Origin of the sequence: Sporosarcina sp. FSL W7-1283 (assembly GCF_038003105.1) — a bacterium.
Taxonomy (GTDB): Bacteria; Bacillota; Bacilli; order Bacillales_A; family Planococcaceae; genus Sporosarcina; species Sporosarcina newyorkensis.
The window spans coordinates 3202421-3217932 of sequence record NZ_JBBOOL010000001.1; the positions used below are offsets into that span (position 1 = coordinate 3202421).

17 protein-coding genes and 2 riboswitches are annotated in these 15512 nt (G+C 42.5%); of the genes, 4 read left to right on the plus strand and 13 right to left on the minus strand.

Going from position 1 to position 15512, the window contains the following annotated elements; genetic code table 11:
• Position 1 precedes the first annotated feature (1 nt).
• A complete protein-coding gene (locus tag MKY93_RS16720) occupies positions 2 to 1465 on the minus strand; it encodes a nicotinate phosphoribosyltransferase (RefSeq protein ID WP_078818619.1) in 1464 nt (487 codons plus the stop codon).
• A 142-nt stretch (positions 1466 to 1607) separates the two neighbouring features.
• Here MKY93_RS16720 and MKY93_RS16725 point away from each other — a divergent pair, with 142 nt between their 5' ends.
• Positions 1608 to 1877, plus strand: coding sequence for a hypothetical protein (locus MKY93_RS16725; RefSeq protein ID WP_040759845.1), 270 nt, complete (start codon positions 1608 to 1610; stop codon positions 1875 to 1877).
• A 39-nt stretch (positions 1878 to 1916) separates the two neighbouring features.
• Here the strand turns inward: MKY93_RS16725 and MKY93_RS16730 are convergent, their stop codons facing one another.
• The 4 genes from MKY93_RS16730 to MKY93_RS16745 form a co-directional block, all read right to left on the minus strand.
• A complete protein-coding gene (locus MKY93_RS16730) occupies positions 1917 to 2633 on the minus strand; it encodes a LutC/YkgG family protein (protein ID WP_009498651.1) in 717 nt (238 codons plus the stop codon).
• A gap of 2 nt (positions 2634 to 2635) precedes the next feature.
• The gene (locus tag MKY93_RS16735; RefSeq protein ID WP_078818501.1) at positions 2636 to 4057 is read right to left on the minus strand and encodes a LutB/LldF family L-lactate oxidation iron-sulfur protein; all 1422 of its coding nucleotides are present in this window, start codon (positions 4055 to 4057) and stop codon (positions 2636 to 2638) included.
• A 22-nt stretch (positions 4058 to 4079) separates the two neighbouring features.
• Positions 4080 to 4799, minus strand: coding sequence for a (Fe-S)-binding protein (locus MKY93_RS16740; RefSeq protein ID WP_078818502.1), 720 nt, complete (start codon positions 4797 to 4799; stop codon positions 4080 to 4082).
• A 157-nt stretch (positions 4800 to 4956) separates the two neighbouring features.
• Entirely contained in the window at positions 4957 to 5679 is a 723-nt protein-coding gene (locus MKY93_RS16745) for a FadR/GntR family transcriptional regulator (RefSeq protein WP_009498656.1), read from the minus strand.
• A gap of 233 nt (positions 5680 to 5912) precedes the next feature.
• Here MKY93_RS16745 and MKY93_RS16750 point away from each other — a divergent pair, with 233 nt between their 5' ends.
• Positions 5913 to 7739 (plus strand): L-lactate permease, encoded by a 1827-nt coding sequence (locus MKY93_RS16750; protein ID WP_340760353.1) that lies wholly within the window; start codon positions 5913 to 5915, stop codon positions 7737 to 7739.
• 110 nt (positions 7740 to 7849) lie between these two features.
• On the opposite strand, the gene MKY93_RS16755 is transcribed toward MKY93_RS16750, so the two are convergent.
• The 5 genes from MKY93_RS16755 to MKY93_RS16775 all read right to left on the minus strand — a co-directional run bounded on the left by MKY93_RS16755 (position 7850) and on the right by MKY93_RS16775 (position 11294).
• Entirely contained in the window at positions 7850 to 8020 is a 171-nt protein-coding gene (locus MKY93_RS16755; RefSeq protein WP_009498658.1) for a hypothetical protein, read from the minus strand.
• Between the two features lie 15 nt (positions 8021 to 8035).
• Positions 8036 to 9811 (minus strand): phosphomethylpyrimidine synthase ThiC, encoded by a 1776-nt coding sequence (gene thiC / locus MKY93_RS16760; RefSeq protein ID WP_009498660.1) that lies wholly within the window; start codon positions 9809 to 9811, stop codon positions 8036 to 8038.
• Between the two features lie 127 nt (positions 9812 to 9938).
• Positions 9939 to 10055, minus strand: a riboswitch (TPP riboswitch).
• A 45-nt stretch (positions 10056 to 10100) separates the two neighbouring features.
• Positions 10101 to 10622, minus strand: a complete 522-nt coding sequence (locus MKY93_RS16765) for a methylated-DNA--[protein]-cysteine S-methyltransferase (RefSeq protein ID WP_340760356.1) — start codon at positions 10620 to 10622, stop codon at positions 10101 to 10103.
• 10 nt (positions 10623 to 10632) lie between these two features.
• A complete protein-coding gene (locus MKY93_RS16770; RefSeq protein WP_009498662.1) occupies positions 10633 to 10953 on the minus strand; it encodes a DMT family transporter in 321 nt (106 codons plus the stop codon).
• Positions 10950 to 11294: a DMT family transporter gene (locus MKY93_RS16775; protein WP_009498664.1), complete on the minus strand. Its 345-nt coding sequence runs from the start codon at positions 11292 to 11294 to the stop codon at positions 10950 to 10952. Before MKY93_RS16775 ends, MKY93_RS16770 begins: the two co-directional genes overlap by 4 nt.
• Before the next feature lie 154 nt (positions 11295 to 11448).
• Positions 11449 to 11552, plus strand: a riboswitch (SAM riboswitch).
• Positions 11553 to 11633: 81 nt separating this feature from the next.
• Here MKY93_RS16775 and MKY93_RS16780 point away from each other — a divergent pair.
• Positions 11634 to 12764, plus strand: a complete 1131-nt coding sequence (locus MKY93_RS16780) for a methionine biosynthesis PLP-dependent protein (RefSeq protein ID WP_040759850.1) — start codon at positions 11634 to 11636, stop codon at positions 12762 to 12764.
• Between the two features lie 91 nt (positions 12765 to 12855).
• Here the strand turns inward: MKY93_RS16780 and MKY93_RS16785 are convergent, their stop codons facing one another.
• The 3 genes from MKY93_RS16785 to MKY93_RS16795 form a co-directional block, all read right to left on the minus strand.
• Entirely contained in the window at positions 12856 to 13038 is a 183-nt protein-coding gene (locus MKY93_RS16785) for a hypothetical protein (RefSeq protein ID WP_009498667.1), read from the minus strand.
• Positions 13039 to 13328: 290 nt separating this feature from the next.
• Entirely contained in the window at positions 13329 to 13844 is a 516-nt protein-coding gene (locus tag MKY93_RS16790; protein WP_078818507.1) for a type 1 glutamine amidotransferase domain-containing protein, read from the minus strand.
• A 209-nt stretch (positions 13845 to 14053) separates the two neighbouring features.
• Positions 14054 to 14287 (minus strand): spectrin repeat,Rudiment single hybrid domain protein, encoded by a 234-nt coding sequence (locus tag MKY93_RS16795; protein WP_009498669.1) that lies wholly within the window; start codon positions 14285 to 14287, stop codon positions 14054 to 14056.
• Positions 14288 to 14833: 546 nt separating this feature from the next.
• Here MKY93_RS16795 and MKY93_RS16805 point away from each other — a divergent pair.
• A complete protein-coding gene (locus MKY93_RS16805; RefSeq protein ID WP_340760362.1) occupies positions 14834 to 15430 on the plus strand; it encodes an Ltp family lipoprotein in 597 nt (198 codons plus the stop codon).
• Positions 15431 to 15512: the final 82 nt, after the last annotated feature.

Sequence of the window (15512 nt, forward strand, 5' to 3'; positions counted from 1 at the left end):
TTCATTTAAAGTTATTTACCATCTCATGAACTTCTTCAATGTTACGTCTTTTATTGTCCCAACATTTCTGACTGAGATCGACAGGATACTCCTCTGGATTTAATGAACGTTTATATTCTTCCCATAACAGTTCGAGGTTCTGTTGTGCGTATGCACGGATGTCATAAACGGCCGGATTCTCATAAATCACTTCGCCTTTACGGATCACTTGTTCATGTAAATTGACCGCCTTGAAATTCGTAACAAATTTCGAGATGAATGTGTGTACCGGATGGAACATTTTAATCCGTTCCTCTTGTGTCGGATCCTCGTCATGCATCGTAATGTAATCACCCTCCGCTTTGCCGTTTTCCAGATCGATAATCCGGTACAGTTTTTTGCGTCCTGGTGTTGTCACTTTTTCCACATTGGCCGAGATTTTAATTGTATCTTCCATCTCACCATCACTGTTTTCAATAGAGACAATTTTATAGACCGCTCCAAGCGCAGGCTGATCATAAGCAGTAATCAATTTGGTGCCGATCCCCCAAATATCAACTTGCGCGCCTTGTGCTTTTAAGTTCAAAATCGTGTATTCATCCAAATCATTGGAGACGACAACTTTCGCGTCCGGGAAGCCCGCTTCATCAAGCATACGGCGAGTTTCTTTTGACAAGAACGCAATATCTCCGCTGTCGAGCCGAACACCGATAAAATTGATGCTGTCGCCAAGTTCTTTGGCAACTCTAATCGCAGTAGGTACACCGATTTTCAAAGTATTGTAAGTGTCCACTAAAAATACGCAGTCCTTATGACGTTGTGCGTAGACTTTAAAAGCAGTGTATTCGTCTTTATACGCTTGAACGAATGAATGCGCATGGGTACCGGAAACTGTCAGGCCAAAGCGTTTTCCAGCCCGCACATTACTCGTTGATTCGACACCGCCGATTACAGCAGCCCGTGCTCCCCAGATCGCCGCATCCATTTCGTGTGCACGTCGACTGCCGAATTCCATAACGATATCATCCTTTACAACCTGCTTAATCCGACTAGCTTTCGTGCTGATCAACGTCTGATAATTGATGATATTGAGCAATGCCGTTTCAATCAGTTGTGCTTCAAGCAATGGTGCTTCAATACGAATCATTGGTTCATTCGCGAAGACCAGCTCGCCTTCTTTCATGGAATAAACATCCCCAGTAAAGCGAACATCTTTCAGATACTCCAAAAAGTCATCAGCAAATCCAAGTTCTTCACGCAGATATGCTAAGTCGCTTTCAGTAAATGAAAACTCCTGCAAATATTTCAATACATGTTCAAGTCCTGCAAAAATAGCATAGCCATTTCCAAACGGGATCTTTCTGAAATACAATTCAAAAATAGCTTTCCGTTCGTGTATGCCATCCGCCCAGTAGGATTCCGCCATGTTTAATTGATAAAGATCTGTGTGTAACGCTAGGCTATCGTCTGAATATGATGAGGTCATAGTCGTCTCCTTCTTCCGCTGCAATGATGGTACCATTATACACTATTTCCCCTTTTTCTTCGTAAAGTAACCATCTTCGTCAGAATTCATTCTTGAAACTTTTTGACTTTCACTTCGTACAGAAGTATAAGGAGTGATAATATTGAATATAATCTTGCTTGTGTCCGTTATCGTTGTTTTCGGCTTTTTAATTTTAACTAAGTTAGATGCCATTGAAAGACGCCTGGCTCGGCAGCAGTCAATGCTGAATCAATTGACACAAAATTTCCCCGAGCCGCCTGCAAATGATGAAATCCTTTCATTGATCCATGCCGGTGAGAGTATAAAAGCAGTGAAACTATCAAGAGAAATGTATGGTTTCTCTTTATTGGAAGCAAAAGAATATGTAGATCGATTAAAAGAAGATATATGAGAAAAAACCTTCCTAAGTTGGAAGGTTTTTCAACGACAATCAACAGTCATTTACTATTATATAAGCAGCTTTCACAGGACCATGTACTCCGATTACCAAATTCATTTCAATGTCTGCAGAGTTACTGGGACCCGTAATGAAGTTGATGCAGGAAGGCACTTGTTCGCCGTTATCTATTTTCTCTCGTATCAAGTCTGCCGCCTGGGTGATTCTTGGAACGAGCGTACTTTTCGGAATGATCGCGATATAATTCGTAGGCAACAAGCTAACGGAACGTCCTTTATCAGAACTGCTTAACAGCACGACGGTACCCGATTCCGCAAGAGTCATATCACTGAATGTAATTCCAATATTCGCTTGTTCCGCCAATTCGATATTCTTCTCACCGAGTGTAGTGTCCCAGCTATTCACTTCTATATTTTCCGCCGGCCATTCATTTTCAATTAAATTGGTCAACCCGTATTTGTCAAAACGCTCATCTTTCCATAACGACAACGGTCCACCGCCGTATAATTTGACGGCTTCAGCCAAGGTTTTTGGAAGATCTGCCAACTTTGTCTCAATTAAATCCGTATGAATTTGCAGACATTGATTGCGCAGCACTTCTAACAGTTCATCTGCTGAAGCGTCCTTTAATACCGCGCGTTGCGGCTGATGTTTCCACACGGGTTTCTGCACGTTCAATTTAGGTTCCCGACCTAAACGGGTGGCAATTTCAGTAAGGAAGGTGTCTCGGTTTCGAATCGTTCCTGTCATGATTATTTGCCTCCTTTCTGATCATAGAACCAATCGCGGAAACGTTGATTGCCTACAGCAGGAAACTCACGCAAGTCCGTCCACTCTTTAAGCGGACCCGGTCCTTTTGAGATGCGATCGTTTTTCGTCAATGGTCTCATCGCAGTGGAAGCAACTTTCGCTCCCATGGAATACAAAGGATTGGATGAGGCTCCAATTCCAAACGCTTTCATTGCAAGTCTTTCGGAAATCGGTGCTCTGCCTTCTTCTTCCACGATGACTTGACGATGCTGATGAAGCAACTCATGAAGCGGAATCTTTACCGGACACGCATCCGTACATGCTCCGCATAACGTAGAGGCATACGGCAGTTCCTTGAAATCATCATAACCGCCAAGCAAAGGTGACAATACTGCACCAATCGGCCCCGAGTAAATCGAGCCGTAAGAATGCCCGCCAATATGACGATAGACAGGACAGACGTTGACGCAAGCAGCACAACGGATGCATTGCAAAACTGATTGGAATTCAGTACCTAGAATTTCCGAACGTCCATTGTCTACGATCACTAAATGAAATTCCTCAGGACCATCCACATCCCCTTCGCCTCTTGGGCCTGTCAACGCGGTCACATAGCTTGTCAATTTTTGACCAACCGCACTGCGTGTCAAAAGGCTGACCAGTACTTCGAATTCTTCAAAGGAAGGAACGACACGCTCCATACCCATCACTGTAATCTGTGTTTTCGGCAATGCGGAAACAAGCCGTGCATTCCCTTCATTGGTCACGAGACTGATCGATCCCGTTTCTGCAATTGCGAAATTACAGCCAGTAATGCCGATATCCGCTGCCAAAAACTCTTTGCGAAGCTTTTCACGTGCATGTAATGCCAGTTCCTCCGGCTTGGATGTTTTATTATAATCCAATTTCTCCGCAAAAACATCACGGATTTGATCTCTATTTTTATGTAGCGCCGGCGCTACGATATGAGATGGCGGATCGTGATCATCCACCTGCAAAATGTATTCACCTAAATCCGTCTCGATGACTTCACATCCAGCTTCTTCGAGAACTGAATTCAAATTAATCTCTTCCGTCACCATAGATTTAGATTTAACGACTTTCTTACCTTCTTTTTTCTCTACAACGTCCCGGATATATACGCTTGCTTCTTCCGCCGTTTTGGCAAAGAATACACGGCCGCCACGTTCGGCTACATTTTCACTGAGCTGATGCAAATAGAAGTCAAGATTTTCTAGGACATGCTGACGGATTTCTTCTCCATGAGAACGCCATTCCTCCCAGTTTCCGAGCTCTTCAGCAGCATCCAATCGACGACCGTGCAACCTTTCTTGTGCCCCTGCCACTGCCTTGCGCATAAAATCATCTGAAATATTATCTTTCGTTCGATCCGTAAAGTTTTTCGTACTGAATTTCATTGCCATAAAGCTTCACCTCATTTCTGAATTACTCGTGACTATTCAATACTTGCGCTATATGCATAACACGGATTGGCTTTCCTGTCCGTTCCGCACGTCCTCCAATATTCATCAAGCAGCCGCAATCCGCCCCGATTAAATAATCAGCCTCTGTTTCAATCGCACTGTTTACTTTTTCATCTACCATCTGTTCAGAAATGTCACCCATCTTGACCGAAAACGTGCCGCCAAAACCACAGCAATTATGAGCGTTTGGTAACGGAACCATTTCAAGACCTTCGACTTGCTCAAGTAATTTTTTTGGTGCTTCCTTGACGCCTAGCAATCTAGTCATATGGCAGGATGGATGATAAGTTGCTTTCCCAGATAGTTTTGCTCCGACATTCTCTACTTTGAGTACATCTACAAGAAACTCTGTGAATTCATACGTTTTATCTGCAAGCTCTTGAGCTTTCGTTCTCCATTGTGGATCATCTTTGAAAACTTCAGGATACATCTTGAACATCGTTGCGCATGATCCAGATGGCGTAACAACAAATTCCGCGCCATCAAACGTTTTGATCATATTTTTCATCGCCGATTTAGAATTTTCCACGTAGCCACTATTGTAGGCAGGCTGCCCGCAACATACCTGGCCTTTGGGGAAGGATAATTCACAGCCTTGCCTTTCCAATACTTCTACCATGTCTTTTCCTGCATCTGCATAAAACATGTCTACGAGACATGTAATAAATAAGCTGACTTTCATTTTCATTCACCTCTCTGGGATAGACTTTTCAGAGTCAACAGGTCATCAGATGACTTATAGTTATTTCATAGCATACTACAAAACTTTCAGGTTTAATAGATGTTCTCTATATTTTCTGTTAAAAAATTTCACCCGATTGCAAATCGGGTGAAATTGGTTACTCGCTTAGCGAGCGCATATAATTAGATAAAACCGATTCTACGTTAAACAAATGTTCTTTCATACTTGTAGCGGCTAGATCGGGTGATTCATTTTTAATTGCCAAGAAAATTGCTTCATGCTCTTCATGCAAACGGTCTACAGTCGTCGTTTCAGTGTACAGACAAATTCGGCGGGTTTCCCTCATCGATTCCCCCATCAGGTCAGATACTTGATTCATTAAACTGACCAAAATAGGATTTCCGCTGGCCCTGGCAATAGCAAAATGAAAGTCTAAATCTGCTTTTTCTCCGAGAAGAATATCTCCTGCGTGTTCCTTCATTTCGTTCAAGGCTTTTTCCATCTTAATTAAATCTGCTTCCGTACGTTTTTCAGCAGCAGCATATGCAGCACCGGCTTCTAATATCTTTCTGACCTCCAGTAAATGAAAGACATCTTCCTCGCCCATTAACATCGCACTATGCAGAGGGAACACCAAATCATCTGATGAAAATTCCATAACATATGTCCCTTCACCTTGACGCATTTCAATCAATCCCATTGCACGTAAAGAAGTCAATGCTTCGCGAATAGCTGAACGTCCCACATTAAAGCTTTCCGCCAATTGCTGAACAGATTCTAGTTTATCTCCTGGCTTCAACTCCCCCGAGCGGATCGAATTCAATAACGCTTCAGCTACTTCTTCATATATTTTCTTCGGCTTGATTTGCTTATATTTCAAGAATCTTCACTCCTGTCTTCTACTCTCATTATAATCCATAATGCATTATTATGACTTAAAACGTGTAAACAAAGCATGTAATCTAAAAATATAAAAAATTGCTTGTCTTTTAATATGGTAGTCTATATAATCGTGAAAAGAGTTATCAGTCATTAGGTCATCAGATGACCTAATGATCTAACACTATTTGAAAACGCTTTCCAATCTAACCTATCAAAAAGGAGGCTATTTATTTGAACTTATTGATTTTATCGCTGATTGCTTTATTGCCTATTGTCACGATTTTAGTTTTTCTTGTCTTATTGAACTGGCCTGCTAGCCGGGCTATGCCTATTGCTCTCGTTGTCACTGCTCTCATCGCTATATTCATCTGGGGAACAAAAGGTAATATCGTTGCAGGAGCTGCATTTAACGGTTTAATTACTGCCTTGGAAGTTATATTTATCGTCTTCGGTGCAGTATTACTGTTAAATACCATTAAAGAAAGCGGTGCCATACATACAATTCGGAACGGTTTCACTTCGATTTCACCTGACCGGCGAATTCAAGCGATTATCATTGCGTTCTTATTTGGTTCCTTTATCGAAGGTGCATCAGGTTTTGGCACGCCCGCTGCTGTTGCTGCCCCACTGTTAGTTGCCGTAGGTTTCCCTGCACTAGCTGCTGTCATGGTATCACTCGTTATTCAAAGTACTGCCGTTTCTTTTGGAGCCATTGGTACTCCAATACAAATCGGCGTAAATACTGGTCTTGCGGATCAACCAGCCGTTATGACGGCATTGGATAAAATGGGTATGAGCTTCCCGGAGTACTTACTCCAAATCACTACCAACACGGTTTTGATCCATGGCGTAGTCGGCTCATTGATCCCATTATTTTTGGCAGCTTTACTGACTCGCTTCTTTAGTCCCAGCAAGTCATTCCGTGAAGGTTTAAAAGTCTGGAAATTCGCTCTATTCGCAGGGTTGGCCTTCACTATTCCGTATTTCCTGATCGGCCTTACATTAGGTCCTGAATTTCCTTCTTTACTTGGCGCACTCGTGTCATTGATCATCGTCGTTCCTGCTGCTCGTAAGGGATTGTTCATGCCTAAAACAGAAGATTCGTTTGAATTTCCACCTCGTGCCCAGTGGGAGGAGGATTGGTTCGGCAAGCTGAACCATGAAGCTGCCAAGCCTTTGGATGAAAGCCGTAAGATTTCTATGTTAAATGCATGGATGCCATATGTCGTACTTGCAGTATTACTCGTCCTATCGAGAACGGCAGAGCCTTTCGAAAGTTTATTGAAACACTCAGCTATTACGTTGAAGTTTGAAGACATGTTCGGTTCAGGTATCACCACGGTCTCGACACCTTTATTCTTGCCTGGCTTTTTCTTTATTGTAGCTTCACTGTTTGGTTACTTCTTTCATCGAATGAAACCTAGGGAGTATTTATCAGCATGGAAAAGCTCATTTATCACGGCGGTAACCGCGGGGGTGGCACTGATCTTTGCTGTACCGATGATCAAAATATTCTTGAATACTTCGCTTGCAGCAGGTAAAGCAGCGGCTGATAGTACATCATTAATAGGCGAAAACATGCCGTTAGTTTTAGCTGAAAGTGTCTCTGTCGTCGCTGGAGATTTCTGGCCGCTCGTTGCTCCAATTGTTGGTGCGCTCGGCGCTTTCATAGCAGGAAGCAATACGTTCAGTAATATGATGTTTTCTCTGTTCCAATTCGGCGCCGCGGGCAATATCGGTTTGGATACGACACAAGCCGGAATTGTCGTTGCAATGCAGGCCGTGGGAGGCGCTGCCGGTAACATGATCTGTGTGCACAATGTCGTTGCAGCTTCGGCGACAGTTGGGTTAATCGGTAAAGAGGGTCTGTTGATTCGCCGTGTACTGTTCCCGCTCAGTTATTATTTATTGACAGCTGGATTCTTCGGCATGGCATTTATCCACGGATTCCTAAATATCTGGTTGATCCTCGCTATTGGAATTATGGCGGCATATATCATCAAAATGGCGACAGATAAACGGATGTTGTCAGTAGAATCATTGCGTCAACCATTGTAATTATAGAATGCAAAAAAGAGCCACTGATTGGCTCTTTTTTGTCATGGTTAAATTTTATTTACTCGGTTCGCGTCTACTCTGATACGTTACGTACTTCCTGCAACCTATTTTTAATAATGAATACTCTCCACCTTCTGGCACTTTTCACATTCTCTATGTGTCGAAGTTTCTATATATTCATGAATACATTCGGCTTGCAACTTATATAACTTTTCCTCTAATTCACGTAGACCTTGGCGCTGCACAACAATATGACGAACTAACTGTTTTGCTGAAGTCATCTAACCCACTCCTAATCAAAGATAGATTTTAGCACCAGATCTTTTGAATTCTTCCGCTTTTTCCTGCATTCCTTTTTCGATTGCCAGATTCTCTTCTGGACTATTTTTATCCACGTACTTTCGAATGTCGTGAGAAATACGCATACTGCAGAATTTCGGCCCGCACATTGAACAGAAATGAGAGACTTTCGCCCCTTCTGCCGGTAACGTTTCATCGTGATATTCCATCGCTCGTTCTGGATCTAGACTCAGATTGAATTGATCTCTCCAACGAAATTCGAAGCGAGCTTTGGATAATGCATCATCGCGCTTTTGTGCATTTGGATGGCCTTTCGCTAAGTCTGCTGCATGGGCAGCTATTTTATATGTGATGACACCTTCACGAACATCCTCTTTATTTGGTAATCCGAGATGCTCTTTTGGCGTTACATAGCACAGCATCGCAGTCCCGAACCACCCGATCATCGCAGCACCAATTGCAGATGTGATGTGGTCATACGCAGGCGCGATATCTGTCGTCAACGGACCTAATGTATAGAATGGTGCCTCCTGACAAATTTCCATTTGTTTATCAACATTTTCCTTAATTAAATGCATCGGTACATGCCCAGGTCCTTCGACCATCACTTGCACATCGTGCTTCCAAGCAATTTTCGTCAGTTCACCAAGCGTATCCAGCTCAGCAAATTGCGCTTCATCATTAGCATCTGCAATCGATCCCGGACGCAAGCCATCTCCCAATGAAAATGCGATATCATACTGCTTCATGATTTCACAAATTTCCTCGAAATGCGTGTAGAGAAAACTTTCTTCATGATGAAGCATGCACCATTGCGCCATAATCGAACCGCCACGTGAGACAATGCCTGTCACTCGGTTAACCGTCAGCGGTATATAGCGTAGCAGTACCCCCGCATGAATCGTGAAATAGCTGACGCCTTGCTCGGCCTGTTCAATCAATGTGTCGCGGAAGACTTCCCATGATAAATCTTCCACTTTTCCATTCACTTTTTCGAGCGCCTGATAGAGTGGAACTGTCCCCACCGGTACAGGGGAATTTCGGATGATCCACTCACGTGTCGTATGGATATTCTTACCTGTCGATAAATCCATAATATTGTCCGCACCCCAGCGTGTTGCCCACGTCATCTTCTCCACTTCTTCTGCAATCGATGAAGAGACTGCGGAATTTCCGATATTCGCATTAATTTTGACATGAAATTTACTGCCGATAATCATAGGCTCTGCTTCGGGGTGGTTAATATTGGACGGAATGATTGCCCGTCCTCTCGCAACCTCATCGCGCACCAACTCCGATTCAACGCCTTCACGAATCGCAATGAACTCCATTTCAGGTGTGATCATCCCTTTTCGTGCATAATGCATCTGCGTAACATTCTTTCCCTTTTTAGCTCGCAGCGGTTTGCGCTTCAATAAAGGAAATTGCGCATCGTTATTCATTTGCTCTATTGAACGATAGCCATTATCCTGTGGTTTTACTTGTCTTCCTTCATATTCTTCCACGTCATTACGTTCCCATATCCAATTTTCCTTAATGGCTGGAAGTCCTTTTTTAATATCGACTTCATAGCCTGCTTCCGTGTATTTTCCGCTCGTATCATAAACGCGGAACGGTTCATTCGGAAACTCATCTTGCTCTGTCACGGTTGGTGATAGTTCAATTTCGCGCATAGGTACAAGCAAATCGGATCGACTTCCTTGTACATATACTTTTCTGCTTGCCGGAAAACAATCGTGAATGTGGATCTCTTTTTCTGTCGTTTGTTTCATTTGTCATCGTCTCCTTTGTGAGGGCAGACCATGACTCCATCCGAGTAAAGGGAATCAGCAGCACAAAAAAAGACCAGCTCCATAAAAAAAGGACCTGGTCTTTCAAAAACGCACAAAAGTACGCTGATTGATAGATTGAAAACTTCCCCACGCTGGTACGAGCCAGATCAGGTCCAAAGAGTTCGGAATGCATTTTACTCATCCCATCTCAGTCCAGTCGCGCTGGACACCCCTAGTTATGATTATTGAATTGTCGAACAACTATAGTTTATCATAGAGTAATGCTTTGTCAACTAGAGGAAGTAAAAGAATTACCTTCCATTCGAATCAACCGATCTTTCAGTTGCTGACCATCCCGGTAGCCCGATAGACTTCCATTTTTTGCGATGACCCGATGACATGGGATGACAAGCAACAACGGATTCTTTCCAATCGCGGAAGCAGCTGCTCGAATTGCAGAAGGATGACCGATTATCTCGGCAATGTCTGAATATGTCACCAATTGTCCATACGGGATATCTTGAAGCGCTTTCCACACCTTGTTTTGAAATGGTGTGCCTGACCAATCCACGGAGCATGTGAAATCTTGCACTTCTCCAGACAAGTAACTTCTCACTTCATCTGCGTATTCACTTAATCTGTCTGCATTTTCCTTCACTTCGCCAGCGCCATATTGTTTGGTGAGCCAACTCTTCATTTTTTCCTCAGCATCTTCAGCTAAGCCTACATAGAGAAGGCCTCTTTCAGTCGCTGCCATTGTTACGTTCCAACCTTCCACATCAAAACTTGTCCAATAAACCAGTTTCCCCACTACCTTTCTATTAGCCAAACAGCTTCAATCCAACGGCCCCTACTATAATCAATGACAAAAAGAAAATCCTTTTCACACTTGCAGACTCTTTAAAGATTAGAATACCAGCCAGGACTGCCCCTGCCGCTCCCAATCCTGTCCAGACTGCATAAGCCGTACTCATTTGAATATCGCGCATCGCTAACGATAAAAAAACAAAGCCGAAACTGAATACTCCAACTATGAGTAGGAGACGCTTGATCGTACGTTTCTGCAAGTAATAATTGATGCTTATAACCCCAAAGATTTCTCCAAGACTGGCAATCGCTAAATAAACCCAAGCCAACGTCAACTGCCCCCTTCTTGATTCGCTTCATCCGACTGCTCATCTGTAGTCAGTTTGATACCAACAACCCCGATGACAATCAAACAGATAAATGACAGCGTAATCCAGGTGAAGTCCGCGTGGAAAACGAAAATATCAACTAATAGAATGGCTGCAGCGCCTGAACCGGTGAAGACAGCATAAACAGTCCCTGAAGGCAATTTCTCACATGCCTTAATAATGAAATAAAAACTAAATATAATCGCGCCTCCAGTTCCGATCCAATGCAGAAACGTCTCCGAATAGCGCAGTCCCACCACCCAAAATATTTCTACGACCGCAGCTAAAGCGACATAACTCCAAGCCAAAGTTAACGTCTCCTTTCATTCGCTCTATAGTGTCTATTAGTATAACAAACCTTTCAGTTAAACGAAAAAAGCATTCCTAGTAGAAGTAAGCTTGCATCTGCTATGTTCGCATGATAGAATGAATCCACTAATAATTTTTCCTATATTAAGAATATTCTTATCGAGAGAGACGGAGGGATAGGCCCAAAGAAGTCTCAGCAACCAGCCAGCTTGGCATGGTGCTAATTCCAAGGGTGAACACCGCCTTGAAGATGAGAATACTGAAGAAAATGTTGTATGTTCGAGGGCCTATTCGAAATGAAGAGGCTCTTTTTTATTTTTCTGAAGGGGATGGATACTATGACAAACAATGAATTAGAAACAAGATTAGTCCAGCTGGGGAATAACAGCGATAAGAAAACGGGCGCAGTCAATACACCGATTTATTTATCAACAGCTTATCATCACGAAGGGTTAGGTCAGTCTACCGGCTACGATTATACGCGGACAAAAAATCCGACTCGTTCTATTTTGGAAGACGGCATTGCCGATTTAGAATCCGGTGATCAAGGCTATGCCTGCAGCTCCGGAATGGCAGCTATTCAACTAATCTTGTCACTGTTTAAAACAGGTGACGAAATCCTTGCCCCTGAGGACCTGTATGGCGGCACCTATCGTTTATTCCAACAGTATGAGAAAACCTATCAGATTTCTACACACTACCTAACATTTGAAGATGTTTCAGAAGTTGAACAAGCAATTACAGATCGTACAAAAGCGATATTTTTGGAGACACCTACCAACCCGCTTATGCTGCAGATTAACGTCGCAACTTATGCAGAACTTGCTAAAAAGCATGGCCTGTTGCTAATTGTTGATAATACGTTCCTTACACCGTATTTCCAACGACCGATTGAGGAAGGTGCGGATATCGTTATCCATAGCGCTACGAAATATATCGGTGGTCATAATGACGTGCTTGCTGGTCTTGTCGTAGCAAAAGGCGAAGAACTTTGCGACCGCTTGTTCACGAACCATAATGCGAGTGGCGCTACACTATCTCCGTTTGATTCATGGCTCGTAGTCCGCGGTCTCAAAACACTCCATTTGAGAATGAAGCAGCATGACGCGAATGCAAAAGAAATGGTAGCCTATTTGAAGCAAGAACCTTTAATCGCAGATGTCTTGTACGCCGGCATCGGCGGTATGCTCTCGTTCCGCGTACAAAACAGCGAGTGGGTAGGACCGTTCTTAGAGAATATGAAACTCATTTCCTTTGCAGAGAGTCTTGGAGGCGTCGAAAGTTTCATCACGTATCCAACAACACAGACGCATATGGACATTCCGATTGAAGAACGGAATCGACGCGGTGTCGATGATCGACTCTTGCGCTTCTCAGTCGGGGTGGAGGATGCGGATGATTTAATTGCCGATGTCAAACAAGCACTGTACGCTGCGAAAGAAGCAGTAGAAGCCGTAAATATTCATTAATCCCATCTCCTCTTGCGTTCAAGTGCAAGAGGATTTTTTCTTTCCTAGCAATAAAAAAGACATCCTAGAGAGAAGGATGTCTGTTAAATGCTCATTGAGTTTGCTGCCATTTCTTCTTTTCCGCTGAGTAAACAACTGTTGCCGGCACTACAATAAATGCCAATGCCGCCACACCTGCCAGCATGCCCGCCCACTCTTTACTCCCTAAGGAAAACCCGGCAGTCGTGCCTATGCCAATACCCGCTATAATTGCCAATGTAATCAACTTATACATAACAAGATCCCCGACCTTTCAAGTTAAAGATTCCCCAAAGGTTCTGAATAATTCGTTGTATTTAGCATACTCTAGTTGAGAACAATTTTCAAGTGTAAGTGAGAACCTTTTTCAATTCGAATGCTATCGGTTTATTCTACTTCACGATTAACTTGAAATATGCATATTAGTCCAACAAAAAAACTGCATTGCTTCGGGGCGGCTGTACTTTAGCGTGTTCTTTGTTCTCCCCAAAGAAAAAACTGCCCTAAAAGCCATTTCTGACTTTCAGGACAGTCTCTTTTCAACTATTATTTTTCCAACAGTTTTAAGGATTCTCTGTTAAATGCCGGGATATCATCAGGCTGACGGCTTGTGACTAGCTGATTCTGACAGACAACGACTTCTTTGTCTGCGTACTTTGCACCCGCATATTCCATATCGACACGAATCGATTTGTATCCTGTTGCGTCACGACCTTCTAATGTTTTCGCCGTGATCAATAGCTGTGGTCCATGACAGATAGCAAAAACTGGTTTGTCGGCATCCATGAATTCTTTGACAAACTTTACGAAACGATCATCTGCGCGCAAAATATCTGGGGAGAATCCACCTGGGATAAATAAAGCATCATAATCTGATGACTTCGCATTGTCAATTCCTTTATCGACTTTTACTTTCGTGTTTTCTTTCATACCGGTAACTGCCGATCCAGCTTCCGTCCCAATCACTTCGACTTCATGTCCAGCATCTTTATAGGCTTTGGCCGGCTTCGTATATTCTGAGTCCTCAAACATGTCTCCTAGTACTGTTGCGATCTTTGCCATTGCTTACCACTCCTTATGTGATGTTCTAGACCTACTATTCCACGAATTAAAAGATCTAAACATCGCACGGCTAAGCTGTATCTTATCCTCAGTATCTAAATTTACGGTCGTATTCGTTTCATCTTTCCAGAAAATTCGCCTGCTTATATCAACTTGAATCTCTGTGCATATTCCTGGTACTTTTCTAATTACATTAGAAAAAAACTCGTTTAAAAAAATATACCAATGATGACAAGAGCGGCGATAATAAGACCCCCAACGGTTTGGACCAGTTCCGTCGACACAACCGGCTTCTTCTGAAAGACATTAATCAATTCCAAGTCTTCACGCAATTGCTTCACTTCTTTACGAAGCTCTTCTACTTCTGTATTCAGCGTACTGATTTCCTGCGATTGCTTAGAAATTAGTTCATTTTTTTGCGGAGATGTTTCATTCGTATCCATAGATCTAATCGCTCCTCCAAGTTTTCTTCTTTATACGTTTTTATAACCGCTTAAGTTTCGTTTCATTGAAAAACTTTCCATTTGCATTTTCAGCTGTTCGGGTGTATTATAAATTTACAAGCTGTATTGTTCGTATGACATTAAGTTTTAACCTTTAAGCTGTAACAGGGAGTTTATTACGGAACGGAAATGGCATGCCGGGTTCCTTTTAGCAACTCGGACGTACAGGAACGTTTCTGCAAACACCCACTTCGAGGAGTGGTGGTTTAAAACTTTCTATGACTAAATTACGGCAAAGACGGCTTAACAAACCGCATAGTTTCAAGGTTTGCGAGAAGGCATCACTCCAATCGAGTGATGCTTTTTTTGTGCATTTTTCTGGTTGGGGTTAAACTGGGGTTAAAACTCAAAACAATTTGTATTAAATACTGATAACCAATTAAACTGGATCACCTTCATTTTCTAAAAAATATTTGAAAAACCGAATAGCCTTTCTTACCTATATCATGTATCCTGTAAATATACATAATTATGGGAGGGGTACCATTGGGAGACAAGAAGAAAGTTAAAGTTAAAAAGCCATTTTATAAAAGATGGTGGTTTATCACTATTGTAGTTATTTTTATTTTAGGTGCTATTGGATCAACTATGGAAGAAGAGGCGGAGGAAGAACCGAAAAAAGTGGAGACTTCAGCTGATGCAAAACCAGACATTGGAAAAGAACCAGGTTTAACAGAAGAAGAAAAAACTCAAATTGCTAAAAAAGAAGAGGAAAAGAAAGCTGCAGCTGGACAGAAAGCTAAAGAAGAGAAAGAAGCTAAAGCAAAAGAAGAAAGCATCCCCAGAGAGCATAAATCTGCATTAAAGAAGGCTGAAACATATGCGAAAACTATGCAAATGTCTAAGGCTGGTATTTACGATCAATTGACTTCTGAATATGGAGAGAATTTTCCTCCTGAAGCAGCTCAATATGCTATTGATAATATTGAGTATGATTGGAAAGAAAATGCGTTGAAAAAAGCAAAGACCTATGCTGACACAATGAGTATGTCAGATGCGGCTGTTTACGATCAACTGATTTCAGAACATGGAGAAAAATTTACTGCTGAAGAAGCACAATACGCTATTGATAATTTAGAATAAAAAAAGCGACTCCGTCCGCAATGGATAGAGTCGCTTTAACTATGCATTGGCCATTTGACAAACCGTGTTGTATCAACGTTTG

Bases quoted from the DNA above. Each gene is read 5' to 3' on its own strand.
- MKY93_RS16720 (WP_078818619.1), bottom strand. From the start codon at position 1,465: ATGACCTCATCATATTCAGACGATAGCCTAGCGTTACACACAGATCTT.
- MKY93_RS16730 (WP_009498651.1), bottom strand. From the start codon at position 2,633: ATGACAGGAACGATTCGAAACCGAGACACCTTCCTTACTGAAATTGCC.
- MKY93_RS16735 (WP_078818501.1), bottom strand. From the start codon at position 4,057: ATGGCAATGAAATTCAGTACGAAAAACTTTACGGATCGAACGAAAGAT.
- MKY93_RS16740 (WP_078818502.1), bottom strand. From the start codon at position 4,799: ATGAAAGTCAGCTTATTTATTACATGTCTCGTAGACATGTTTTATGCA.
- MKY93_RS16755 (WP_009498658.1), bottom strand. From the start codon at position 8,020: ATGACTTCAGCAAAACAGTTAGTTCGTCATATTGTTGTGCAGCGCCAA.
- thiC (WP_009498660.1), bottom strand. From the start codon at position 9,811: ATGAAACAAACGACAGAAAAAGAGATCCACATTCACGATTGTTTTCCG.
- MKY93_RS16780 (WP_040759850.1), top strand. From the start codon at position 11,634: ATGACAAACAATGAATTAGAAACAAGATTAGTCCAGCTGGGGAATAAC.
- MKY93_RS16785 (WP_009498667.1), bottom strand. From the start codon at position 13,038: ATGTATAAGTTGATTACATTGGCAATTATAGCGGGTATTGGCATAGGC.
- MKY93_RS16790 (WP_078818507.1), bottom strand. From the start codon at position 13,844: ATGGCAAAGATCGCAACAGTACTAGGAGACATGTTTGAGGACTCAGAA.
- MKY93_RS16795 (WP_009498669.1), bottom strand. From the start codon at position 14,287: ATGGATACGAATGAAACATCTCCGCAAAAAAATGAACTAATTTCTAAG.